This is a genomic window from Chitinophagaceae bacterium (assembly GCA_016713085.1).
Taxonomy (GTDB): domain Bacteria; phylum Bacteroidota; class Bacteroidia; order Chitinophagales; family Chitinophagaceae; genus Lacibacter.
Genome location: JADJPV010000001.1, coordinates 173706 through 199767 on the forward strand (window position 1 = coordinate 173706; position 26062 = coordinate 199767).

Below are 26062 nucleotides of genomic sequence, written 5' to 3' on the forward strand. Positions count from 1 at the left end.
TACTGCCGCTATTCGGGGCTAATGTAGTTATAAACTGGTAAAAAATTGTGAAAGGCAACCTTTCGGGGTTATGAACTGTCTGTACTTATGCTTACTTTTGGTAATCCGTAAAAAGATCATATAATATGAAAAAACTACTTTTCTCTTTTGTGTTGAGCTGCCTGCTTAGTCTTGCTGCTGTCGCACAAACACATGATGGTCACGATCACTCTAATCAAACCGTGACCCCAGCCAAAACTGAAATCATCAAATTATCTGAAACCAGTTTTGATTTTGGAAAGATTCCGCAGGGCAAACCTGTAACACACAACTTTACTGTTGAAAACATTGGAAAAGATACTTTACGGCTTGAAAATGTTCAGCCAAGCTGCGGTTGCACCACACCTGAATGGAGCAAAGAAGCTATTTTGCCGGGTGGTAAAGCAACCATTAAGGTTGGTTTCAATGCAGCCTCAGAAGGAGTATTTGAGAAGCCCGTTACAATTTATTACAATGGTGGTCAGGTAAAACAATTTACTATTAAAGGCAATGTTTGGAAAACACCTGAGCAATCAGCACCGGGCAACCAGGCATTAAACATTTTTAAACAATCACAACAATAAACATCATTTTTATGAAGTCAGTATTTGCAGCATTTTTTGCCCTGTTTTTAGTTACTGCAGCAATCGGTCAGTCTAAAAAGCCATCAGATGTGGCTAAGTTCGGCAGCGAAACAGTTGATTTGGGAAAACCAAAAGTAGGTAACCCTGTAACCGCAACATTTACATTTACCAATACAAGTACCGAAGACCTGGTAATTGAAACCGTTACTCCAGGCTGTGGCTGTACCAAATCAGATTATACAAAAGAACCCATTAAGCCGGGTAAAACCGGAACCATCACCGCTACTTATAACGCAGCAGCGGTTGGCAATTTTACAAAGAAAGTATATGTGAAATTTTTGGGTGTAGATCAGCAACAGGAGTTAACCATCATGGGTGTTGTTCAGCAATAAACAAATTCTTAGAAATAATTTTAAACCCCGGAATTTCTCCGGGGTTTTTCTTTGCTGTTCCCGCCTCCCCTATCTTTGCTTTCATGTTAGCAATCAGTAAACGTGGCGAACAGATGCCACCATCTCCCATTAGAAAATTAGTTCCTTACGCAGAAGCTGCTAAAAAAAGAGGAACCAAAGTGTATCATCTCAATATTGGTCAGCCCGATATTGAAACACCGCCTGCTATTCTTGATGCAGTGCGTAATGCTGATATTAAAGTACTTGAATACAGCCACAGTGCAGGGAATGAAAGCTACCGACGCAAACTCACACAGTATTATAAAAAAGTTGGTATTGATATTAACTACGATCAGATACTGATTACTACTGGCGGAAGTGAAGCCATCATGTTTGGATTTCTTACTTGCCTCAATGCTGGTGATGAAGTGATTATCCCTGAACCTTTTTATGCAAACTATAATGGCTTTGCCTGTGCTGCCGGAGTAAATGTTGTTCCTATTACTTCAACCATTGAAACTGGTTTTGCATTACCTCCTATTGGGGAATTTGAAAAAGTAATTACATCAAAAACAAAAGCCATTGTTATCTGCAGTCCGAATAATCCAACCGGTTATTTATACAGTAAGGAAGAAATGAATAAGCTGAAAGATGTTTGTCTCAAACATAATCTCTATCTCTTCAGCGATGAAGCATACCGTGAATTTTGTTATGATGGCGATTACGTTAGTGCCATGCATATTCAGGGACTTGACCAGCATGTAGTATTGATGGATACCATCAGTAAACGATACAGTGCCTGTGGTGCAAGACTTGGTGCATTTGTTACAAAAAACAAAGCAGTGTATGATGCTGCCATGAAATTTGCACAGGCAAGATTAAGTCCACCGGGATTGGCACAGATCATGGCTGAAGCAGCTGTTGATTTACCCGATGAATATTTCGATGCACCCAAAGCTGAATATCTTTCCCGCAGAAATTTATTAGTGAAACGTTTGAACGAAATGCCCGGTGTTTTCTGTCCTAACCCCGGTGGCGCTTTTTATGCAATGGCGAAATTGCCCATTGATGACAGCGATACATTCTGTCAATGGTTACTGGAATCATTTTCACATAAAGGACAAACTGTAATGCTTGCACCTGCCACCGGATTTTATAGAACAGCCGGTTTAGGGAAACATGAAGTGCGGCTTGCGTATGTGCTCAATTTAGATTCACTCAATAAAGCAATGGATTGTTTAGCAGAAGCATTAAAGGTTTATCCGGGAAGAACGAACTGATCTATTCATCATCTCTGAAAATAAGATGCCTGTATTTTTGATAGAGAAATGCAATGACCAGTAAAATGGCACCGATTGAAACATAAGAAATTATCTTTTCAATAGTAGAAAATCCGGCACTGTCGAACACAACAAGTTTCAGCAGTGTAATGCTGAACAAAAGAATAGAAGCAACCCGGAAAATCCGGAACCTTTGCCACAAACCAACGAGGAATAATACAACTGCAGTAAATACCCACACAATTGTAATGGACGTTCCTTCAAATTTTAAAGGAACATACACAATGAAAAGTGCAAGACTGAGTATGAGATATGTATGCCAGATCAGTTTCTGATTCGTAAACACTATTTTTCCTGTAAAGGCAAACAGCAGGTGAAGTACACTCATTACAAGCGTTATAAAAGAAATATTATCCGCACTTCCTTTATAAGAATAGAGATAAGCAGAAGAACTGTATAAAAAAATACTGAGCAGAATCAATAATACAAGGTCGCCTGCATCGGGTTCCTGTTTCCTGAAAATCCTGAACGCCGTTACGGTAAATAGAAACTGAATAAAAAATAAACCAATAAATAACCATGCTGTAAACTTATAGGTTACATCGTAACGGATAAACAACCACGACAATAAGATCACCCAGCTAAAGGCAAATGAAAGAATCTTTAATAACTGCCAGTTCCTTCTGAAAGAGATGAGCAGGATTCCACAGTTAATCAGGAAAATATAAGTGAACAGCATGAACACATTTCCTGAATTTCCTCCTACTAAAAAAGGAATACCGTATGAACCAACCAAAGCAAGCACTGCAATTTCATGCCGGTTATATTTCAGTGAAATGAATACAGCGAGGAATGTAAGCAGCATCATGATAATAAATGCAATCGGTCTTGATAAAAAACCATAATACTCAAATGCACCATAAGTAGTAAAGTAAAATGCCGCCATTGCCCCACTGAAAAGAATGGCGCTGAATGCTTCATACCGTTTCCGAAGTAATACAGAAAAGAAAAATAATAATCCGGCGGCTGCGTATGCAAGCCCAATGCGGCCGGCAGCAGTGATGAGATTTTTATCAATCGCATACTTTACACCTATTGCAATACCAATAATTAAAACGATGATTCCTGCAAACTGGATCAATCGAAGTCCTACAAGTTTTTCAAGTCCAAAAGAAGATATGATTTCTTTCTGAACTGAAGAATTCATTTGCGATGAAGGCCGGGCATTTGTCTGTAAAGGATTTTCAATTGCACGAAGTTGTGACAGCTGGTGCTGAATAGCGATTAATTCTTTTCTGCCCTGATCCTGTTGTAATTTCAGCTGATCAATCCTTCCCTGTAATTCTGCTATTTGTTCGTTAATCTCCATCTTTACTCCTGAAGATTAAAAGTAGGTTGTTTTTTAGTATTGAACTTTAAAACAGACAATTATTGCTGCAACTGCCTTCTTAACTCATTCTTAAAAAAGAAACCTATACCTGATATTATGCTCCATTATCAATCAGTGTAATCATTTCATCATCCCTGGCACCCCATCAACTTCAATCTTTATCCTTTCTGGTGAATGATGTAAGGAAATAAAATGTACAGAGGAGTCCTCTTCCTCTGACCAAATTATTGAGAATTTCTCAGCTTTTAATAATCTGTATCCCTTATGATTTGGTAATTAAAACAGCCATGCTTCCATGCAAGAGTAATAAATACCAATTCTCCATCTTTATTCTTTCCAAACAATCACGCCTGCAGGTTGCAGTATTTTAGTTCCAATTAAAACTTTAGCTGAAACAGGAATCGTAACAGTATATGGCTTGCCTGAATAATTTACTCAAATCCAAAAACCATCCCGCCATTCAACCATAACTCCCGGTGGATAATTTGCTGTTTGAATTCCAGCTTCTTTGTAAACCCGGCTAATCGCTGCTTTCTCCAATAATCCATCATCAGTATCTGCACCAACATAGGTTACAGTTCCTTTACCAAGTTTCCTCGAAATAACAGCAGCCTTACCACTATAAAACTGGTTACTGTACGTTGCCCAGACAGCAGTGCCATTCATTGGTTCTAAAATATCTGCCCAGTTGTTCCAGTTATAAATTGCTGTTCCCATTTTTACTGCTCCCTGTACTGTTTCAGGTAACAGATCATAAAAAGGAACTTTAGCACCAATCAACTCATAAATCGGTTCGGCCCATTTCATTTCCCACAATTTTCCATTACGATCTTTTTGTCCTGTGCGACTGGATAAAATCAAATGACCCCCGTTTTGTACATACTGTTTCCACCGTTCAACAAGTGCTGCATCAAGTAATTCATAAGCAGGAGCAATCAGTACAGGATAGTTTGAAAAATCTTTCTCTTCGGTAATTACATCAACCGGTGCACCCAATTGCTTTAACGCTCCGTAATAACGCTTGAGATGATCCATGAAATTCCATTGGTTGGTCTGTGGCTGATTATCCATTTCCCAACGGTTATCAGGATTATAAAGTACGGCTGCCTGCCTGCGTTGATACACTTTTGGTGCAACTGCATTTATATCATACTGTTTTCTCAATTCCTTTATTTCCTCAATCACTTTCACATATTCAATTCCACTTGTGCTGATTGTTTTTCTGTCTGCATCGAGTATGGCATAGTGATATTGTTCACCACCTGTAACCGGGCGATCGAAACGGTAATTGCAGACAAATTTATTTCCACCTGCAAATGCATGCCATATCCACATACGCACAGCGCCGGGCATTGGCTGCGGATTAAACTTACCCCAGTTAACCTGCCCCGGCTGCAATTCCATTACGCCTGTAACACCGTTAAATGAACGAAACAGATCATTGGCAAAACCAATACTTGTTGCAGAGCCCATACGAAATCCCTGTGAACCCACTCCGTTATCATAACCGGCAACGAGATATTTTGTGTACGTAAGAAAATCAAGTCCGTTGATTTTTGTTGGATCAACTTCCACATGCTCGGGCATTAAGTTAGTTGTGATCCACTGATCATTTGAAATGTATTTGCGTAGTATCTTGTATTGAAAGGAAAGAAAGTCGTTTGCTTCTTCAGCAGAAAACCGTTTAAAATCCAATACAGCATGTGGTGATGGCTGTGCAATCAACTCTTTTTGATTGGGTATCCTGATTTGATTAAAATCACTGTACCAGATACTCCAGAAAGCAGTACCCCATGTTGCATTCAGTGAATCAAGGTTTTTATATTTGGCCTTTAACCATTCACGAAACCGTTGCTGTGCAGCATTGCTGTAATCATACTGGCCGTAATGTGAAGGTTCATTATCAAGCTGCCATCCCCAGATGCGCTTGTCTTTGCCATAATGTTTACCAATCGCTTCCACCATTTTGGAAACATACTCCCTGTATACAGCACTCGACCAGGAAATTTGCTGTCTTGATCCATGCTGCATAATTCGTCCCTCAGCATTCTCCATTAATATCTCCGGATGCTTTTGTGCCAGCCATGCAGGTGGCGTTGGTGTGGAAGTACACATCACTACTTTTATTCCATTTTCATGCGCCAGTTGCACCGCTTCATCAAGCCAAGCAAAATCAAACTTACCTTCCTCCGGTTCAATAAATGTCCAGGCAAATTCTCCGAAATGTGTAAACTCAAAACCAATTTCTGCCATCTTCTTAATATCTCCTGCCCACTTGTCTTTTGACCAATGCTCGGGATAGTAATAAGTACCGATGGTCATTAAATCTTTCTTTTGAAAATAAGTTTCAGGATTTTTTAACTGGGAGAATGCATGATTGAACATAAATGCCAATACGGGCAGTAATAACCTTTTCATTCTTATATGGTTTGAATTTTAATAAGATAACCTGTCAACAGGAAAGACAGTTCGCTGAAACAAATGTAACAACCAAAGCCTGATTCACCAGAATAGTTTTTGCATATCAGCAAAAACAAAATGAGTTTTTCGGCAGGGAGTATTTCTGTTGGGAAATGTACTAACTCTTAGCGCAGGTTTATAAACTGTAAGGTCTGACTCCTTAAAAAGAAAAAGGTCATCTGTAGAAACAGTTGACCGTTAACGATTGCTTGCCATATAAAAAAAGAGATCTGTTATGTTCAGTTCAGCAGTTGCTGAATATTTCTTTTGTTCTAATTGATAAAATGAAATTACCTCAGTAATGCTTACCAGTCAAAATAGTTTATGAGCAGTTTAATGATATCAAACAGCATCAAAAAAAGGGAATCCTTTACTGGCAGCAGGTTTCAGCAGTCAATTAAACTTATCGCAAACGGCTTAGTTGCTTTATATATCATTATACGTTATTGCATCAGTTGTGGCTAAGGAAACATCCACAGTTATAAAAAGTAAAACACCCCGATCAATAGTACAGGGATGTTTGTTTTATTTTTCTGATTTAAGTATTAAGGTTGTTCTTCAGGAAGCCGGAATGTAATCTTCTGCCGTCTCCATGCTTTTACCTGTGTGCCATTTTGCTTCGCAGGAATCCATTTGGGCCTTTACGGATTGCATCGCATGCAATACGTCCCAGTCCAGAACCCTTCATAGTTAATGCTTCCACATTACTTACATTTCCTTCTTTGTCAACTATAAACTGCACTTCACATGTACCTGCCTGTCCATCATCAACTAAATCATCCAAGTGACGTTCCACTTCACGCTTTACAAAGCGATTCCAACGCACTTCTCCATCAGGAAACTGTGCTTCTATTTCCACTTTTGTAAAAGGTCTCTCATCATCAACCTTGGGTCCTTCAACCACATTTGTTGCTTCCTCAACTTTAGGAGGATTCACCGCAGTACGATCATCAATCCCATCCTGATCAATCTTACCAACATTCGCAATGTCATCCTGCGCTTTCACTTCATTCTTCTCATCAAACTTTTCATCGTCTACAATTACAGGAGGAGTATATCTGTCAATGGCAATTTTTGGTGGCTCCTGCACTGGAGGAGGTAATTGAGGTGGCTCAACTTTCGGAGGAATTGTAAGATCAATATCAGAAAGAGTTACTTCTGTTGCTCTTACCCTGTCCTTATCATTCGTATTGCCGCTTCTTCCTGCAACAACAGCAAGAAAAACAAGAATCGCAACACCCGCAGTAAACAGCAAAGCAGTTCTTAACCGCTTATCGTAATTTCTTCTCAGTTCATAAGCGCCATACTCTTTGTTTCTGCCATCAAACAGAATGTCAAGAAAGTCGGCATCCAAAATTTTATTTTTTCCATAACAAACAGTTTATGCATATTAGATGCAGGCTGTTCTTTTTTTCCATAACCTGCTTTTGCCTGAGATAAGTTTTAAATAACAGTGCCGTGATTGAAAATAAAAATGGCCCGTGAAACACGAGCCATTGCAATTATTCAAACTGAACTCTCACTCAATAATTTTTATGGAGCTGCTTTCGTTGTAATCCGTTCTGCCAGTTCTAATTTCAGTTTCCTGATTTCTGCCAATACAAGTTGTGCCATTCGTCTTGCACCGTATTCATTAAAATGTGTATTGTCTTTCCTGCCAACAGGGTAATGTGGATGCTCCAGTGTATCGAGCTGCATGTACAGCATCTTTGAATAAACAGGCCCCAGCGTTTGTACCAATGACCTGCTGCGTTCATCAAGATCAATCACCGGCACATTGTATTGCTTACCTACTTCCCATACCGCAGCTGAATATTCTTTGTGCGTTTCTTTGATATTATTAAGTGAATCAAACACCAGTCGTGTAACAGGCGTAACCAGTATGGGAAATGCTTTCTTCTCTCTTGTTTCGGTAATGAACTTAATTAAATTGGTTTTATAATCAGGAACAGATGTATAACGTTCGGCGTACTGCGGTTCTTTTGCTTCATCGTTATGTCCAAACTGCATCAATACATAATCACCTTCTCCCAGACTATCGGCTACATTTTTCCAGCGGCCTTCGCTGATGAAAGTTCTTGTACTTCTTCCTCCTCTTGCCCTGTTGAGCACCGTAACGGTTGAATCCCAGAAATCTTCAAAGGGTGTTCCCCATCCTGTTACAGGCGAACGGTCTTTGGGTTGTGTACACACCGTTGAATCACCAATGAGCCATACATGAATTTTCTTTTTAGGAACTGCAAATGCAACAACAGCAAAAAATAAAAAGAAAAGTAACAACCGTGTATTGAACTGTTTCATTAAAAATGATTTTATAAAAAATACTTTACTGCAATGGATTCCATCCGCCAAGAATTGTTGTGATCGTTAATGCCTTTGCTTCTGCCTCAGTAATCGTTTTTGCCCAGCTTACACGATCTGTTGTTCCTGCAGCTTCGCCATGATTGTTGTATTCAGCAAACCATGTTGTGTTTTCATTGGCAGCATTACTCCAATTATCCCAACCTGCTTTGTGAACAATTGGCCCGAGATAGCTGTTCATGATGAGCACTTTTGCATAAGGCCGCCATGGACGGCCCAAATAAAATGACCCTGCAGGAGCATCGCCTGTAAACCTGCAGTTGCGGAACACATAACCATAAGCTGTTCCCTGCGGAGTTGATGCTGCTGTAAAATAGCCAGCCTTCTTACCATAAATTATACAACTGTCGAACAGTGCTGTTGCTGCGCCGAAAATAAAATCAACTGTTCCTTCAATATAACAGTTGCGGTAGTATTGCCTGCTGCCTGTACCATGTGTGTACAATGTATCCTGGAAACCGAGGAAACGGCAGTTAATGAATCTTGCTTTGTCGCCTGTAATTCTTACTGCAACAGCTTGTCCTACGGGACCGGAACTGTTTTCAAACGTAATATTCTCTGCACTGAATCCATTGCCGAAAATAAAAAAACTCGACGATCCCGATGTGCCGATGTCTTTACCACTGCTGTCTTTCTTTGATGCATAATCATCGTAAGTAAGAACAGTGCTGTTCACATCTTCCCCAATAAAATGCACATTCATTTTTGATTCAGGTAAACGGAGCTTCTCTTTATAAATTCCTTTTTTGATGAAGATGGTTGTAACAGAAGAGCTGGAATCTTTCACTGCATTAATGGCTTCCTGAACAGTTGAATAATCACCGGTACCATCTTTCGACACTGTAATGCGTTTTGTTTGTGCAGATGAAACAACTGTACTGAACAATAATATGATGAATAAAAAAGAATGATTCATAGAAATACAAGTTACAGTAATGAAAAATTTTATTTCAATACTTTTTAAGAAAGCCTGCAGTAAGTTCAACAGTTTCATCCACCCACGGATGAAAAAGCCAGAAGGGATGCACCAACACATCAAACTTCTGTACCTGTGTATAGAGCCCCCATTCATTCATCATGCCAATCAGTTCATCCTGACCTCCATGAAAACGGGAATAACCACTGTTAAGAAACAATACAGGAATGGCTGTGCTTTTTGAGGCCCAGAAAATTGCAGATGCCTGTTTCCAGATCAACGGTTTTTCTTCAAACGAACCGCCAAGCCATTCAATATCGGGCGAGTTTGGTTTTCTGTCAAGGTTGAGTGAAGATGGTACCATAAAATCAAGAACACCATCAATATCAACAATGGCTTTTACATTACTGCTTGCTCCTGTATTCCCCATGGTACCTTCAAACAATGCAACACCATTTGTCATACCCACTAATGATGCAAGTTGACCACCAGCTGAACATCCCGATACAGCAATACGATTGGTATCAATTCCATATTCAGCTGCATGAAGTTTAACCCAGCGAATGGCAGATTTAATATTATGAATAGCTGCAGGATATTTTGCTTCCATTGATAACTGGTATTCAACAGGAATAGAAACAATTCCTTTTGCTGCCAACATTTCAGCCATTGGCACCTGCATACTGCGTGTGCCCGAACGCCATCCTCCACCATGAATCATGATGAGAGCAGGATGACTGCCTTTGCTTTCCGGACGGAACACATCGAGGTGCAGATCCCTTTTGCCGAAAGGCGTTTCCGGCAGTGTGGTGTAAACAAGATTGCGTACGGCAATTACACCTGCCGGTACACTGTCTTTGGCAGGAACTGCATAAGGAAAATCTTTGTGGATTTGTTTGTACACATTGGCCACGCTGTAACTGCTGTCGATTGGAATGGGTTTGTTCTGGGCATGCACTAACTGCAACAACAGAACTGAAATGCCTGTCATTAAAAATTTGTAAAACTTCTTGTTCATATTGGTTCAAAATAATAAAGTTGCGTTTCAGAAAATGGCGGGTCTGTAAAAACAGACCCGCCTGACGATTGCGAATGATTGACTATGCCTGCTATATAACTATATTAATATCCTGTATTCTGTACTAAATTCGGATTGGCTTTAATCTGGGCATTTGGAATTGGATAAATTTTGCGGAAGTCGGCAGATACGGTTGTTTTAAATGCCCAAGTTCCTGTGAAGAAACTTCCGAAACGGATCATATCTGTTCTTTTGCAACCTTCCCATAAAAACTCTCTTGATCTTTCATCTTCTAATACCTGCAGTGTTACTGATGATAAGGTACTTGCTCCACTGCGTGTTCTTACCTGGTTTACCAATGATACCACTTCAGGAGTAGAACCGGATTGACGGAAGATCGCTTCTGCTTTCATCAGTAATACATTTGAATATCTTTCGAGTATCAAATCATTGTCTGCATTAAACCCCCACCACTTGGCACCAAGCGGTGTGTATTTTAAAACTTTATAGCCTTCATTATCCTGTGCCGAAACAATATCCTGCACCGGAATTAAAACCAGTTGCGTACCATTTGGATACCTCAACGGAGTCACACCATCCTGGTAAAACTGAGGCCCGTATTCGATCATGGTTTTACGTACATCTGTATTTTCATATCTGTCTAAAGCAGCCTGTGTAGTGCTATAACCATTTGCCGGACCAAAAGGCAGGTTGTATTTCAACTGATCCAACCCGTTTTGTGTATAAAGGATAAACTGGTTGTTACCAGCATTTTGAGTAGCGTCTTTTGTAAATGCTGAGATGATTTCTGTTGAAGCAGCCTGTAAAGTTGAAGTGAAATTATCAATCACTTTTGGCGTAAGACTGAATGCACCTGTATTAATAACGAGGTTACAGTTGTCAATTACTTTTTGCCACTGCGCTGTTCCGGTATATACCTGAGCATTGAGATACATATAAGCCAATGCGGTATAAACAGCTTCTTTTGTAAAGCGTGGATAATAAGCAGTACGGCTTATATCTTTTACTGATGGCAGATCGGCAGCAGCAGCCAGCATTTCTGTTTCAATAAACTTATAAACATCTGCTCTTGCTGTTGTTTTGGGTAGATCTTTGGGATCAATTCTTGCAACAGTTACCAACGGAACATTGCCCCAATTATCCATTGCAAAGAAATAACCATAAGCACGCAATGCTCTTGTTTCAGCAATCAACGCTTTCAGTTTGTCTTTGTTGGGTGAAGCCTGCAAACTTTCTAATACAGCATTTGCTGTTCCTATTTCCTGAAAAATTTGTGTCCATGCTCTTGCAACAGTATTGTTGTCGGCATTTTGAACATGGTTGGTTAAATCAACATTGCTCTGATCAAACCAGCCGCCACTTGCTCTTCCGGGTACAATAAATTCATCGGTGCTGAATTCTTTCATACGCCAGGGATCACCAATATCAACGTTATAAGAAAGCAATTGGTAAACACCTACTACTGATGAAAGAGCTGCCTGTTCGTCCTGGTAATAATTATCAGGAGCAAGGCTGCCAAATTTTTCCTCATCCAATTTTGTGCAGGAGGCAAGTAGTGTACTTACCAGTAAACCTGCAGACATTATTTTCAACTTAAAGTTCATATAAATGAGTTTAAATAGTTAGTTAGAATGACATATTAAAGCCAATGCTGAATGTGCGTGAACTCGGATATCCGAGATAATCAATGCCCAGCGGAGCTGTACCTGTTCTTGATACTTCTGCATTCGCTTCAGGATCAAGACCTGAATACTTTGTAAACAGCAACAGGTTCTGTCCTGACAGGAAAACATTCATAGCTGAGATAAATGTTTTCTTCACATTAAAATCATAACTGAGTGTGAGGTTATCAAGACGAACAAAACTTCCGTCTTCTATCCAGCGTGATGAAAATGTTTTACCTGCATCTCTGGCTAACCCACTTGTAAGAGCTGAGCTGAACACATTCCTGCCAGGCAGGTTACTCAGGTAACTCATGTTGGCAGCAGTAAGGTTGAATACATCATTTCCAACTGAACCTCTGAACAAAAAGTTCATTGTCCACTGTTTATATCTGAGTGTATTACCGAAACCGAATATGAACTTTGGTTGTGCACTGCCAATGATTGTATCGGCACCGGCAACAAATGTTTCCTTACCACCTTTAATACCTGTAAAACGTGGACCCCAGAAAGTTCCCAAAGGCTGACCGGGTATAATAAGCTGTGCAAATTTGCCCAACGATACAGTTCCCTGTAATGGAGCCATCTGGATATTTGTACCACTGAACTGTTCATTTGATAAACTCAGCACTTTGTTTTTGTTAAAACTGATGTTGAAATTTGATTCCCATTTGAACTCTGTTTTATCCATGACTTTTCCATTGATCTCGATTTCAATACCCTTGTTCTGCACACTGCCAACGTTTGCCAGCTGTGTACTTACTGCGGTTGGTGAAGGAACCGGTATTCTCAGCAACAGGTCAGTTGTTTTCTTTACATAATAATCAATTGTACCACGAAGTCTTCCTTCAAACAATGAGTAATCAATACCGGCATCAAACTGTGCGGTTTGTTCCCATTTTAAATTCGGGTTGGCATATTGCTGTGGTAATACAGTAGTGATACGTTGTCCGCCAACAATATATCCTGCAGAAGTTGCACCCAGTGTTTGCTGTGAAGCTAGGTTTCCAATTTCCTGGTTACCTGTAACGCCATAGCTTACACGAAATTTGAGATCTGATATGGCTTTTACATGAAAGAATTTTTCTCTTGAAATTCTCCATGCAGCTGAACCTGATGGGAACATACCCCATTTGTTACCTGATCCAAAACGGCTTGAACCATCACGACGGATTGTTCCAGTTAAAAGAAACCTGTCGTCATAATTATAGTTGGCCCTTCCATAAAAAGAGATCAACGTGTTGGTTACCTTAAATGTATTTACACTTGTAATGGAACTTGCTGCCTGGAGACTGTACCATTTGAATTCATCAGACAGAAATCCGGTTGCAGTTGTACGGTCGCCTTCATTTACAAAATACTGCCATGAATAACCAGCCATTGCTTCCACTCCATGTTTATCAAAATGCTGATTGTATTTCACAACTGTTTCAAGCAGTTTACTGTAGTCTTCCAGTTTCTGCACACTTGCATATCCGTTAGTTCCTCTGCCAATCAGGTTGTTTTTACTGATATAGGAGTTACGGTTAATGTTCTGGTTGGTATAACCAAGGTTTACATTAACACTTAACGGTTCGATAATTTTTAGAGTAGTAGAAAAGTTACCGAGAAAACGGTTATTGGTTAACTGATCCAGTATCTGGTCAGAATAAGAAACCGGGTTCACCCTGTAAGGTGCAACGAAATTGTAATTACCGTTTGCATCATAAACAGGATATGTTGGATTGAACACCATTGCTTCGTAGTTCATGCTTGTTCCGAACTCACTGCCCACTGTATTTGATACAGGTGCCTGTTTGGAAAAAGTTTGACCATAGTTCACACGCATATCAAATGTGAGCCTGTCGTTGAGCTCAGAGTGATTGATATTGATGCGCAAATTCGTACGCTTAAGATTTGAAGCAAGCATTACACCCTGCTGGTCGCCAAAACCAAGTGATGCACGATAAACTGTTTTATTTATTCCACCTGACATAGAGAGATAATGATCCTGTGAAAATCCTGTTCTGTAAATCTTATCCTGCCAATCGGTGTTTGCACCTTTATCATCAATGGCTAATCCAAGAGAAGCTACTCCTTTACGATATTCGTCAGCAGAAAGAACATCATACGTCTTTGCAATTTTTGAAACTGCAACAGATGATCCAACGGTAATTTTTGCTTTGCCTGTTGTACCTTTTTTTGTTGTAACAACAATTACACCATTGGCAGCCCGTGAACCATAGATGGCTGTTGCAGAAGCATCCTTTAAAACTGTTATTGATTCAATATCATCAGGGTTCAAAGTCATAAGAGGGTTGGTAGGTTCTTCGTCAAACACATCAATACCGTAGTTGTTGATGTTTGCCTGCCCCACACCTGCACTGTTGGAAATAGGTACTCCATCAATAACGTATAAAGGATCATTGGATGAAGTGAGTGAAGTGCCTCCCCTAACTCGTACTGTATTAGAACCTCCGGGCTTACCACTGTTTTTTGCAATGTTAACACCAGCCAGTTTTCCCTGGATACTTTGTTGTGCACTCATTACCATTCCCTGGTTGAAATCTTTATTGCTTACAGCTGAGATGGCCCCTGTTAGATCTTTCTGGCGTTGTGTACCATAACCCACCACCACAATTTCTTCGGTAACTACAGGTTTAAGAATTAAGGTTACGGTGAGGAAATCGCCATTACCAATATTAACTTCCGCATCTCGATAACCTACAGAACTTACAATCAATATCTTTTTTCCTTCAGGAACAGAAATTGAAAAATCTCCATTTGTTCCGCTTGTAGTTCCCGTATTTGTACCTTTTACAGTAATGGAAGCTGAAGCAAGCGGCTCTCCTTTTTCATTTATTACACGCCCCTTTACATCAATAGCAGGAGGCGGAGGAGGAATAACAGGTGGCAATGGTGCCGGTTCATTAGAAATAACCGGGACCTTTTCTTTAACAACAATAATTTTACCTACAATCGACCATGTAAAAGGTTGATTTTTGAAGCAAAGATCAAGCACCTCTGTTAATGGCTGATTGTTGACAACAATCGTAATTTTTTGCCCATTGTCAAGCAGCTTTGTTTCATACCAAAAGTCATAGCCGGTCTGTCGTTTGATCGATTTAAAAACCTTCTCAAGCGAAACATTTTTTTCAGACAAGCTGACGTTTTGAGCGTCACTCCTGGCACTTACCTGCAGACAAAAAGCCAATAAAATAAAAGCAGTCAGTTTCATAATCAGCAAAGTTTTGGTTAAACCCCGGGAACTGCGATGCCGGGGCAAAACGGAAGCAAACAATTTCATACTTTTGTTCAGTTTGGGTTAAACAATAAAAGATCCTACACGATTGTATTACTGGGTAACCTGAATTCTTTCCGCTCCGGCTGCAACCCGGGGCGGTTTTTATTTTGGCAGATATGCCCGGTAATTAAGTTTTTTTCATTGGTAAACAACTGTCTTTTCTCAGGGTAGTACGATCAGTTTCCGTCCTACAATCCGGAAATGTATATTACTCAACTCCAGCACTTTCAGAAATTCTGAAAGGTTGGTGTTTCTTGAAATATCTGCTGTAAATGTTCTGTTGGGAACAGGGCCTGCATATTCAACATCCACATTATACCATTTACTCACCTGCCGCATAATCGATTCCAGTCCGGCATTGGTAAAAGCAATCCGCCCGTTTTTCCAGGAAAGTACTTCTTCAATATCAGCATGATCACTGATCCTCAGCTTACCCATTCCGGTTGTTTGCGCCTGTTGACCGGGCTTCAAAATTCCGTCGGTCTTTCCATTGATGATTCTTACACTTCCTTCAACAAGAGTGGTTTTTATATCGGCTTCATCAGCATATGCATTTACATTGAAATGGGTACCAAGTACCTCTACCTGCATATTACCTGTTTTAACTATAAAAGGTTTCGCTTTATTCTTTGCCACTTCGAAATAAACTTCGCCTGTTATTTCCACACTGCGCACCTTTCCTGTGAAAGCTAACGGAAACCGGATTGAAGATGCTGCATTCAGCCAAACATGTGTACCATCTTCCAATGTTAACTGAAACTGGCGCCCACGGGGAGTTTCAACGCTGTTGAATCCAGTATGATTCGCTGTATTTCCATCATGGATATAACTGAGCTCACCACCCTGTTTTAATGCCAAAGCATTTCCCTGATGAGACAACATACCATCCTTCATGCTGTCAAGTACGAGTGAAGTACCATCGGCCAATATTAAAACTGCACCGGTTTGTCCGGGTGCTATGTCAATCTTTACTTTACTTGCTAAGGATTTATCTGCAGGAGAATTACCTGCATTTTTACTATTTGAGACAACATAGAAAACAGAAACGAACAGGAGAGTTACAACGGCAGCTGCAACAGCAAAACGACGTAAAACATGCTTTTGTTTCCAATAAGGCAAAGCAATTACCGGTCTTTGCTCAAGGATATAGTTGAAAATACGTTCTGATTGCTCCTCACTCATATGAGCATCAGATTTCAGTTCATCCCATTTTTTTCCAAGGAAAGTTTTGAGTTCTTCATCATACTCACCGGCATTTACAGCAGAATAAAACTCCTGTTCCTCGGCTGCAGACATGCGCAGGGATAAATAAAGATCAAGTAAATAGTGCAATCGTTCCGTTGTCATAGATAAGTTGGAGCTGAATTATGGCATTCCGTTCTATGCAGACAACTGACAGTAAAAAGAGGGTTAGATATTTTTAAAAAAAAGTTTGCAGATGCAGAGAACCAGAAAACCTGCGGCAGAATAACTCTCCATGTAATGACGCATTTTGCGCAGGGCGTTAGTCAGGTGTGCCTTAACTGTATTCTGTGAAATATTCAGAGCTCTGGCAATTTCTTCTTTCCTGAGTCCCTGTTCTTTATTGAGACGATATACGATTTGCTCCTTGGGTGTAAGTTGCGCAGATGCTTCTCTTAGTTTTAATAATAAATCCCGCTGTTCAACTCTTTGCTCAATAGAAACAACATCAGCACCATCATATTGTTCCGGTTGAAGCCCGATGATACATTTTTCCCTTGCTGTTTTTTTTAACTGATTAAAACAAAGATTACGGGCAACTGTTATGATCCATGCTTCAAGGTTTTCAAGTTCTTTTAATTTTTCCCTGTGCAGCCACAATTTCAAAAAAACTTCCTGGGTAATATCTTCAGCCATGCAAACTGAATGAGTAATGCGGAGTGAATAGGCATATACTGAATCATGATAGCGGGAAAAAAGTTCCCTGAATGCACCGGCATTTCCATGAGCAACGTTTTGCAGCAGCTCATAATTATCATATGGAGATGTAGAAAGCATGGTTATACAGCAATATCGTTATCGGCTAACACAAACACCGCCTGTACTCAGTATAGAAACAAATGATGTTCATGTAATTCACAAACAAAATTAATTCACAGCAGGCAAAATTGTCTGGTTAACAGAACAAGACTAAACATATTTTGCCGAAATGCACATTTTTGTTCCTTTCTTAATTTACGCAATCGTTCCCGTGAAAAAGAAGTCAGCCTTATTTCCTGAAAGAAAAGAGACTGTCTGAACTTCAGTCAGATATTAAGACACAGTGATTTTTTTAATATGAAGTTTAGTAATCAAATAATACCTTCAGCTTGAGTCAGCATCAGTACTTCTGTATAAACCCTGATTACCGGTTCTGTACCCGAGCTGCGAAGATGCAACCAGTTCTTTTCCATTTCAATTTTCAACCCCACTTCTGTGTTTAATTGCATTTACTTTATTACTCCGGTATCTTTAGTGCATTCTTTTACATCAGCCCCATTTATCGTTAAGCTGTTTTGGTTTGTACGGATGAAACAGTTTCCCCAGCTGCAAATCCCTTTACTGCGTAATAAAGAATATACAGGTAACAGGGAATCATTAATGCACAGAATACGAGTTGAAAATTGTAATGCTCTTTTAAACTTGCAAAAGCTTTGGGAATTAAAGCCCCGCCGGCAATACCCATTATAAGAAGGGCAGAGCCTTTTTCTGTAAACTTTCCAAGCCCGCTGATAGCAAGCGGAAAAATTGCCGGCCACATGAGGGCATTCGCCAGGCCGAGAGCGGCTACAAATCCAACCGACAGGTATCCGCTGGTAACATATGCAGCCAGTGTAAAAATGATTCCAAGAATGGCTGATATTTTTAGTGCAGCCTGTTGCGTAAGATATTTAGGTATAGTGAATAACCCTATCACATAACCCAGTAGCATGGCCCCCAGAGTAAACGACGTAAAGTACTTTGTGTAATCAGTAGAAATGCCAAATCCTTTACCATAAGTGCCGATGGCATCACCCGCCATTACTTCTACTCCCACATAAAAAAATATACAAACAGCACCAAGTAATAAATGAGGAAACTGGAAAAGACTGCTTTTTTCTTTTGTTGCATCGCTTCCTGCAGCCTGTACATTTGCTTCGGCAGCCTTTATTTCCGGCAAAGAAGATTTTAAAATCCAAAAGCCCAGCAGCACTAATGCCGCTGCCATGATAACATAAGGCGTATAAATTTTTGAAGCAAATTCATTCAGGATAGAGTCTTTTACCTGCTGATCATTTGTTGCTTTCACTTTTTCTTCCAGTCCATTTATACCTTTTAATACAAATGCACTCAGTACAATCGGGCTGATGATACCTGCTACTTTATTACAAATACCTACAATACTGATGCGCTGTGCAGCACTTTCAATAGGGCCAATAATACTGATGTATGGATTAGATGCTGTTTGTAACAGGGATAAACCGGATCCAATTATAAAAAGCCCCAGCAAACACATCGGGTAATTTCTATGCGTAGCATATTGCCCGAAAAGAAAAGTGCCAATAGCCATAACGATCAATGCCATGGCCATTCCCTTCTTCATACCTGTTTTTTCCAACACCCAGGAAGACGGGAATGCAAGAAAAAAATAGGCCATATAGAAAGCGGTAGTTACCAAAAATGCTTTTGAATCAGTGTCTAACCCGAAAGCCAGCTTCACATAAGTAATCAGCGGGCCGTTAAGCCAGGTAACAAAACCAAAAACAAAAAATAAAATGCCAATGATAACAATAGCATACCGGTTATTCTGTTTGTCCTGCATAGAAACTTTTTAAAATATGAATCGGGAAAGTACAAAGACTATCTGTTAATAAACACAACAGGGCTTAGTAAAACGTTTGCGTAATATTTATTTCAACAAGCGTTTGCGTAATATTCGTACCGGGTATTACTATAAGTTTGAAGTGCAAAAATTACTTTATGACAATCCACTATGACCGTCGAAAATTTTTAAAACAAACTGCACTGGCCGGTGCAGGCATAGCTTTTCTTCAATCCCCATTAAGCGTTTTCGCTGCTGAACAGCAAACGAAAGTAAGGATAGGCATGATTGCAATTGGATTACGTGGTCAGCTTCACTTATCAGAAATGCTGAAACGGGATGATGTGGAAGTAATTGCAATGGCTGATCCGGATAAACAAATGATGGCAATGGCACAGGCCATTGTAAAACAGTTTGGGAAAAAAGCGCCTGTTGAATACAGCAATGGCAAGACTGATTACAAAAATCTTTTGAAACGGGATGATATTGATGCAGTAATTATTGCTTCACCATGGGAGTGGCATTTACCGCAGGGAATCGATGCCATGAATGCCGGAAAGATAGTGGGCATGGAAGTTTGTGGTGCAATGAAACTGCAGGATTGCTGGGATTTTGTTAATGTATCTGAAAAAACAAAAATGCCCATCATGCCATTAGAAAACGTTTGTTACCGCAGGGATATAATGGCCGTGCACAATATGGTAACCAAAGGAATGTTTGGTGAAGTATTACATCTGCAGGGTGGTTACCAGCATGATTTGCGTGGGGTTTTATTTAATGATGGCTTTACTCCGTATAATTCAGGTGCAGAGTTTGGCGATAAAGGTTACAGCGAAGCAAAATGGCGTACGCAACATTATATAAATCGAAATGGTGAAAATTATCCAACACACAGTTTAGGGCCTGCAGCTGTAATGATTGATATTAACCGGGGAAATCGCTTAACAAAACTGTCTTCCATTGCAACCAAATCAAGAGGACTGAACCGTTATATTATTAATCACCCAAAAGGTGGAGCTAATCATCCCAATGCAAAAATTAAATTTAAACAGGGTGACATTGTAACTACACAATTACAAACAGCCAATGGAGAAACTATTGTGCTGACATTGGATACATCCTCTCCCCGGCCTTACAATTTAGGGTTTCGGGTGCAGGGTACAAATGGCATTTGGCAGGATCACCACGAAGGTGAATTTGACAAAGGGATGATACATATTGATCAGCTTAGTGAAAAACATGTGTGGGATAATCCACAAAAATTCATGGAAGCACATGATCATCCTTTATGGAAACGCTATGAAAAAGATGCAGTTAACAGCGGACATGGCGGGATGGATTTTTTTGTTGATAACGCTTTTATTGAATGTATAAAACGAAAAGTTCAATTCCCTTTAGATGTGTACGACCTGGCAACCTGGTATGCAGTTACACCACTAAGTGAGAAATCGATAGCAGAAGGTGGCTCATTACAAAGCATACCTGATTTTACGAGAGGCAAATGGGCTGCACGTAAACCCGTTTTTGGGCTGACAAGTGAGTATTAATCATCTGTAAGCAGTCATGTATCATATAGCAATCAAAGTTGAACAACAAAACCGGTATTTCTATACCGGATTTTTTTTGCAGCAAAGCTAAAAAAATTGTGTTTTATTCCAGAGTAGTGACAGTCGTGAATTCAGGATAGGAGCTGAATACAGAAATAGTTCCTCCTCAGCGTTGTATATTAACTTGGCTTACTTAAATATGCTGCGATGAGGGTTTTTGTGAGATGCACTTACTAAAGCAGGCTTTCGTATGCTTATTGAAAAAAGTAAGTACCAGAAGATGATTATAAGGAGCAAAAATCAGCTACATACTGTTGGAGCCTATCTTCTTTTTCTATCAGTTTGCGTAACAGAGTAAACTGGTTACCTGCTCGTACGAAATTATGCTCTTCATACTTCGAACCATAATAAACATCATTGTTCAGATAGTCAATTAAAAACCGAAGAGCCTGCATATAAATCATAAATTTCCCGGCATACACAAAATGTCTCTTTTCTTCATCACTCAATTCACCCTTTAATTCACCAAGATACCCTTCCAGGATGGCAAGAAAATATTCTTCCCGTATTTCAATTTCAGCATAATCCTTTTCTTCTTCGCTTACTGGGCTTAAATAAGTACGCAGCATATCACCCACATCACTTATGAAATAGCCGGGCATCAATGTATCCAGATCAATAACACACAAACCTTTATTATTTTCATCAAACAACACATTGCTTATTTTAGTATCGTGATGTGTAGCCCGTGTTTTGAATTGTGAATTGACTTTTATAGTTTCAAATGTATCAACAATTGACTTATTTGAAATAGCAGCATTAATTAATTTTTCTGATTGCTGTATTCTTGCTGAATTCCCTTCTGATAAAGCCTGTTCAAACTGTTTATACCGTAAAGAAAGATTATGAAAGTCAGTAAGAGTTATTTTTAAACTACTCACATTAAACTCAGATAACAGCTTCGTGAGTTTACCAAATTGTACCGCTGCTTCAAAAGCCTGTTGCGGATCCTCCACCACATCAATTGTATGAGAATTTTGAACAAAAGGGCTAAGCCTGAAATACCCATTATCCTGATCAAAAAAAACATCCCCGTTAGAAAGAGTTTTTACTGATGTTATAAATAAGTAATCCGGGTAAAGTTTCTGAAGATAATCAGCTGCTGCATTAACGTTATGAGCTATGGCTTCGGGGTTTTTGAAAACCTGGTCATTGATGCGCTGAAGAATATATTGTGGTTGTCCATTACTGATGAGCCATGTATGATTAATCAATCCATTGCCAAACGGCTTAATATCAACCTGGCTTTCTGCTATTCCATATGCCTGAAGAACAGTTTGAAGCATAAATTTGAATTATAAAATAAAATTATAACCTAAATCATTGACTTGTTAGTGCAAGCGCTTGCGGAAAACAAGTGAAAATACATTTAAACTGTACAAAGGGTGAAACAGAAGTACAGCTTTTATAACAGCTCTAACCTACATTGCTTCACCAGTAATTGACTAATCAAATAATGATGCGTGAAATTTATTGTTTCCCGTCAAATACCACCAATTGTGATTCCAGTATAATTTTATAATAAGTTGCATTTCCGCTTTCTGCTTCACCATTTGATTTTTGCTGCAGTAAATCAATTAATGTTTCGGTGGCTTTTTGCCCCTGTTGATAAGGAAATTGTTCAACTGATGCTAATGGAGGAAAAGCTGTGTAATTGCTTATGGCCAGGTTAGCATAACTCACAAAGCAAATATCTTTATTGATTTTCAATTTCATTTTTTGTGCCTGCTGCACTGCATCCATCGCTACATAATCATTAAATGCAACAATTGCTGTTGGCCTTCTCCTGCCCGACAATAATTTTTCTGTTACTTTACATACGTTTTCCCTTGACAGATCGCAGTTTACAACCAGAGCCGGATCATATTTTAAGCGGCTTTTCGTCATGGCTTGTATATACCCATCTAATCGTTCTTTTGTTGCCGGCAACTTTTCAGGGCCATTTATCATACCAATGATGCGATGGCCTTTTTTAAATAAAAAATTAATCGCCTGCACTGTACCATTAATCATATTGCAGGCCACCGAATGTATGTTGGGGATTTTAGGAATCCGGTCAAAGAAAACTATCGGAATATTATACCGTTGAAGCTCTTCAAAATGTTCGTAATTACTGCTGTTTTTTGAAATTGAAATCAGCAGCCCGTCCACACGGTGTTTTCTCATCGTTTCAATTAACTGTTTTTCCTTTTCAATACTGTCATGTGATTGCCCCATCAGTACAGTGTAGTTAGCCTTATGAGCAGCATCTTCTATACCACTGATTGCAGCAGAAAAAAAAGCTTCGCTTAATTCCGGCAAAATCACACCAAGAGTAAATGTTTTTCCCTGCTGAAAAAAAATGGCAGTTTGATTAGGTTCGTATTTTAATTGCTTCGCTAATTCCTGAACTCTTGTTTTTGTACGAAGCCCAATACTGGGATGATCGTGCAGTGCACGGGATACAGTTGAGATAGAAATGTTTAACTGCTTTGCAATTTCTTTTATTGTTGGCACTATATTTTTCATTAAAATACAACATGTAATGTATGAAATCTTACGCAAACGTTTGACTAAATAATTCAAGCGTTTGTGTTGCACAGCAGCAACAAAAGCAGATCGCTGTTTGAAGAACTATGTTTACTTTACAGAGCATGTTATCAGCAGAAAAAACCATTGATTCAAAAAGGCTTCTTTCACTCGATGTAATGCGTGGGTTGATAATGATTCTACTGGCAGCAGAAAGTTGTTTGCTATATGAATCTTTACAGGCTCTGCACTTACCCGGAGCACTTGGTACAACAGTACAGCAATTTTTTCATCACCCCTGGCATGGATTACGGTTTTGGGATTTAGTGCAACCTGCATTTATGACAATGGCAGGATCAGCTATGTTTATTTCCTATTACTTCAAAACACAGAAAGGAGTAAGCTGGAAGAGTAATTTTAAACATATTGCCATCCGTTGCCTTAAACTGTTTATTTGTGGTACTGCACTGCATTGTGTGTATGCCGGTAAATTAGTATGGGAATTGTGGAATGTGCTTACTCAATTATCTGTTACCACTTTGATCGCCTATTTAATAACCCGCAAATCAGCGGCATTTCAAATTATTTTTTCAATCGGCCTGTTATTGCTGACGGAAGCTTTATACCGTTTTGTATTAATGCCCGGTTATGAGGAGCCTTTTGTTACAGGCAAAAACTTCGGCAACTGGTTGGATATGATTTTGATGGGCAAAATAAATACCGATGGATGGGTGGCAATTAATATTATACCTACGGCAGCACATACAATCTGGGGCGTATTGGCAGGCAGGTTATTAGTAAGTGAAAAAACGTGGAGTAATAAAATCAAACTATTATTACTGGCAGGGGGCGTTTGTTTGCTATTGGGTTATGGATTAGACTGGCTGAATATTACACCCATCATCAAACGCATCAGTACTTCAGCATTTGTATTTTCGAGTGGTGGATGGGTTTTATTAATACTTGCTTTTTTATACTGGCTCACTGATGTTAAAAAAATCAATAAATATGCATGGGTTTTTGTGGTAGTAGGAATGAATGCCATTTTTATTTACCTGTTTTTTGAAACAGTGGGGCTGCAGTGGTTCAACAATGCTGTTGGTATTTTTGCAAAAGGCTTTCTGAGTTTTACAATGATCAATGAAAAAATGGCAGCTGTGATTTCTGCCCTGATAACTTTGTTTGCAGAATGGTATTTATGTTATTGGTTGTTTAAAAAGAAAATATTTATAAAAATATAATGAAAAAAAGAATCATACTTCTATCAATTTTTGGGCTATACACAATACAGTTAATGGCGCAAACTATAACTGTAAATTATAAAGAAAGTGATGAAGATTTCTGCAATCCCGAACGGGGGTTTTATATACCTTCAGGTACAAAAGCCAGTAATTTTATTTTGCTTGATGCAAAACAGTTAAATGCTTATCGTACACAATCGCAGCAATCAGCAGGAGCAACTTATTCTGTACATGTTTCTTTGATTTACCGTGGTTATGAGCTGGATGGGTTTGTTCAACAGCCGTTATCAGACACATTTCTGTATAAACTACAGCAGGATTTTGATGCAGTAAGAAAAGCCGGGCTGAAAATGATTCTTCGCTTTGCCTATACGAATACAGCAAAAGAAGGTGATTGCAAGGGTGAGTATAAAATTTGTCCTCCCTATGGTGATGCTCCCCGGCATATCATGTTGCAGCATATTAAACAGTTAAAGCCTTTATTGCAAAAGAATGCAGATGTCATTGCTGTTCTGCAGGAAGGATTTATTGGCATTTGGGGTGAAAATTACTTTACTGATTATTTCGGGGATGCCTCTGACAATGGTGCCGGGAAGATATTAGACAGCAGCTGGCTGCACCGCAATGAGCTACTGAAAGCATTGCTGGATGCCTTACCAAATAACAGGATGGTACAGGTGCGTACACCGCAGATAAAGCAAAAATTTGTATTTGGCCCGTCTGCAACAGTAAAAAGCCTGCCACTTAAATTTTTAGCTGCTTTTAATGGCTCTTATCAATCAAGAATTGGTTTTCATAATGATTGCTTTTATCCTCGCCTGATGATTATGGAACCTATTATGATTATGGAAGTTCTACGCAACCCAGACAGCCTGCTAATGAAGTATTAAGAAAATATATTGAAGCGGATACAAAATTCACAGTCGTTGGTGGTGAAACCTGCGATGATGCTTTTAGCCCTCAGAATGATTGTGCGCCGTTTGGACATGCAGAAAAAGAAATGGCAGCCATGCATTACAGCTATTTAAATGCAGCATACAACAACCAGGTAAATAATGATTGGGATTCTTTGGGCTGCATGAAAAGCATCAAACAGAAACTGGGTTATCGATTGGTATTGGAAAACGCTGTGTTTCCGAAAAAAGTAACTGGAGGCAGAAGTTTTATAATTCAACTTCAGTTAGAAAACAAGGGTTTCGCATGTCCCTTTAATCCAAGGCCTGTGCAATTAATCCTGCGCAATAAACAAACAGGCAAATTACTTGTCCTGAATTTTAAAGTCAATATTCAACGATGGGTTACAGGCAAAATAGTACTGCAACAACAGTTTATGATAAATACATCAGTAGAAAAGGGAGAATACGAACTATTGCTGAATCTTCCCGATGGTTATAAAAGTTTACAAAACAACCCTGCTTACAGTATCCAACTGGCTAATGAAAGTATGTGGGAAGCAGCAACAGGGTTTAATGATTTGAAGCATGTATTACAGGTGAAGTAGATTCTTCCTTTACAGATGA

The 26062-nt window shown here is 39.3% G+C and carries 20 protein-coding genes and 1 pseudogene; 7 read left to right on the forward strand and 14 right to left on the reverse strand.

From position 1 onward, the window contains the following. The first annotated feature begins 125 nt into the window (after nt 1-125). The 3 genes from IPK31_00860 (at nt 126) to IPK31_00870 (ending at nt 2274) form a co-directional block, all read left to right on the forward strand. Entirely contained in the window at nt 126-602 is a 477-nt protein-coding gene (locus IPK31_00860) for a DUF1573 domain-containing protein (GenBank protein MBK8086639.1), read from the forward strand. 11 nt (nt 603-613) lie between these two features. Beyond that, nucleotides 614-994, forward strand: a complete 381-nt coding sequence (locus IPK31_00865) for a DUF1573 domain-containing protein (protein ID MBK8086640.1) — start codon at nt 614-616, stop codon at nt 992-994. A gap of 83 nt (nt 995-1077) precedes the next feature. Then, entirely contained in the window at nt 1078-2274 is a 1197-nt protein-coding gene (locus tag IPK31_00870; protein ID MBK8086641.1) for a pyridoxal phosphate-dependent aminotransferase, read from the forward strand. A gap of 1 nt (nt 2275) precedes the next feature. On the opposite strand, the gene IPK31_00875 is transcribed toward IPK31_00870, so the two are convergent. From IPK31_00875 to IPK31_00930, 12 genes and pseudogenes are all read right to left on the reverse strand, one after another. Beyond that, a complete protein-coding gene (locus IPK31_00875; protein ID MBK8086642.1) occupies nt 2276-3643 on the reverse strand; it encodes a DUF2339 domain-containing protein in 1368 nt (455 codons plus the stop codon). Nucleotides 3644-3991: 348 nt separating this feature from the next. Then, nucleotides 3992-6082, reverse strand: a pseudogene (locus IPK31_00880) (beta-galactosidase). Between the two features lie 640 nt (nt 6083-6722). Beyond that, nucleotides 6723-7478 carry an energy transducer TonB gene (locus IPK31_00885; protein ID MBK8086643.1) on the reverse strand — a complete coding sequence of 252 codons (756 nt, stop codon included), beginning with the start codon at nt 7476-7478 and terminating at the stop codon, nt 6723-6725. A 179-nt stretch (nt 7479-7657) separates the two neighbouring features. Beyond that, a complete protein-coding gene (locus tag IPK31_00890) occupies nt 7658-8425 on the reverse strand; it encodes a rhamnogalacturonan acetylesterase (protein MBK8086644.1) in 768 nt (255 codons plus the stop codon). A 25-nt stretch (nt 8426-8450) separates the two neighbouring features. Beyond that, the gene (locus tag IPK31_00895) at nt 8451-9401 is read right to left on the reverse strand and encodes a pectin esterase (protein MBK8086645.1); all 951 of its coding nucleotides are present in this window, start codon (nt 9399-9401) and stop codon (nt 8451-8453) included. 34 nt (nt 9402-9435) lie between these two features. Next, the gene (locus IPK31_00900; protein ID MBK8086646.1) at nt 9436-10419 is read right to left on the reverse strand and encodes an alpha/beta hydrolase; all 984 of its coding nucleotides are present in this window, start codon (nt 10417-10419) and stop codon (nt 9436-9438) included. 104 nt (nt 10420-10523) lie between these two features. Next, nucleotides 10524-12044, reverse strand: a complete 1521-nt coding sequence (locus IPK31_00905; GenBank protein ID MBK8086647.1) for a RagB/SusD family nutrient uptake outer membrane protein — start codon at nt 12042-12044, stop codon at nt 10524-10526. Nucleotides 12045-12066: 22 nt separating this feature from the next. Beyond that, nucleotides 12067-15318, reverse strand: coding sequence for a TonB-dependent receptor (locus IPK31_00910; protein MBK8086648.1), 3252 nt, complete (start codon nt 15316-15318; stop codon nt 12067-12069). Between the two features lie 228 nt (nt 15319-15546). Further along, a complete protein-coding gene (locus IPK31_00915; GenBank protein ID MBK8086649.1) occupies nt 15547-16680 on the reverse strand; it encodes a FecR domain-containing protein in 1134 nt (377 codons plus the stop codon). Nucleotides 16681-16794: 114 nt separating this feature from the next. Then, complete coding sequence (locus IPK31_00920; GenBank protein ID MBK8086650.1) at nt 16795-17403, reverse strand: RNA polymerase sigma-70 factor; 609 nt, start codon at nt 17401-17403, stop codon at nt 16795-16797. Between the two features lie 293 nt (nt 17404-17696). Next, complete coding sequence (locus tag IPK31_00925; protein MBK8086651.1) at nt 17697-17834, reverse strand: hypothetical protein; 138 nt, start codon at nt 17832-17834, stop codon at nt 17697-17699. Nucleotides 17835-17890: 56 nt separating this feature from the next. After that, entirely contained in the window at nt 17891-19186 is a 1296-nt protein-coding gene (locus IPK31_00930) for a sugar MFS transporter (protein MBK8086652.1), read from the reverse strand. A 158-nt stretch (nt 19187-19344) separates the two neighbouring features. Here IPK31_00930 and IPK31_00935 point away from each other — a divergent pair, with 158 nt between their 5' ends. Next, nucleotides 19345-20733 (forward strand): Gfo/Idh/MocA family oxidoreductase, encoded by a 1389-nt coding sequence (locus IPK31_00935; protein MBK8086653.1) that lies wholly within the window; start codon nt 19345-19347, stop codon nt 20731-20733. A gap of 284 nt (nt 20734-21017) precedes the next feature. Here IPK31_00935 and IPK31_00940 read toward each other — a convergent pair whose 3' ends face one another. Together IPK31_00940 and IPK31_00945 are read right to left on the reverse strand one after the other, a co-directional pair. Beyond that, on the reverse strand, nt 21018-22079 hold the full coding sequence (locus IPK31_00940) for an aminoglycoside phosphotransferase family protein (GenBank protein MBK8086654.1): 1062 nt from the start codon (nt 22077-22079) through the stop codon (nt 21018-21020). 184 nt (nt 22080-22263) lie between these two features. Continuing rightward, entirely contained in the window at nt 22264-23301 is a 1038-nt protein-coding gene (locus IPK31_00945) for a LacI family DNA-binding transcriptional regulator (GenBank protein ID MBK8086655.1), read from the reverse strand. Between the two features lie 125 nt (nt 23302-23426). Here IPK31_00945 and IPK31_00950 point away from each other — a divergent pair, with 125 nt between their 5' ends. From IPK31_00950 to IPK31_00960, 3 genes are read left to right on the forward strand one after another with little or no spacing between them, the layout of a single operon-like run. Beyond that, on the forward strand, nt 23427-24542 hold the full coding sequence (locus IPK31_00950; protein MBK8086656.1) for a DUF5009 domain-containing protein: 1116 nt from the start codon (nt 23427-23429) through the stop codon (nt 24540-24542). Nucleotides 24543-24595: 53 nt separating this feature from the next. After that, nucleotides 24596-25432, forward strand: a complete 837-nt coding sequence (locus tag IPK31_00955; GenBank protein MBK8086657.1) for a DUF4874 domain-containing protein — start codon at nt 24596-24598, stop codon at nt 25430-25432. Continuing rightward, on the forward strand, nt 25345-26043 hold the full coding sequence (locus tag IPK31_00960) for a DUF4832 domain-containing protein (protein ID MBK8086658.1): 699 nt from the start codon (nt 25345-25347) through the stop codon (nt 26041-26043). The genes IPK31_00955 and IPK31_00960 overlap by 88 nt, the downstream gene beginning before the upstream one ends. The last annotated feature ends 19 nt before the right edge of the window (nt 26044-26062 follow it).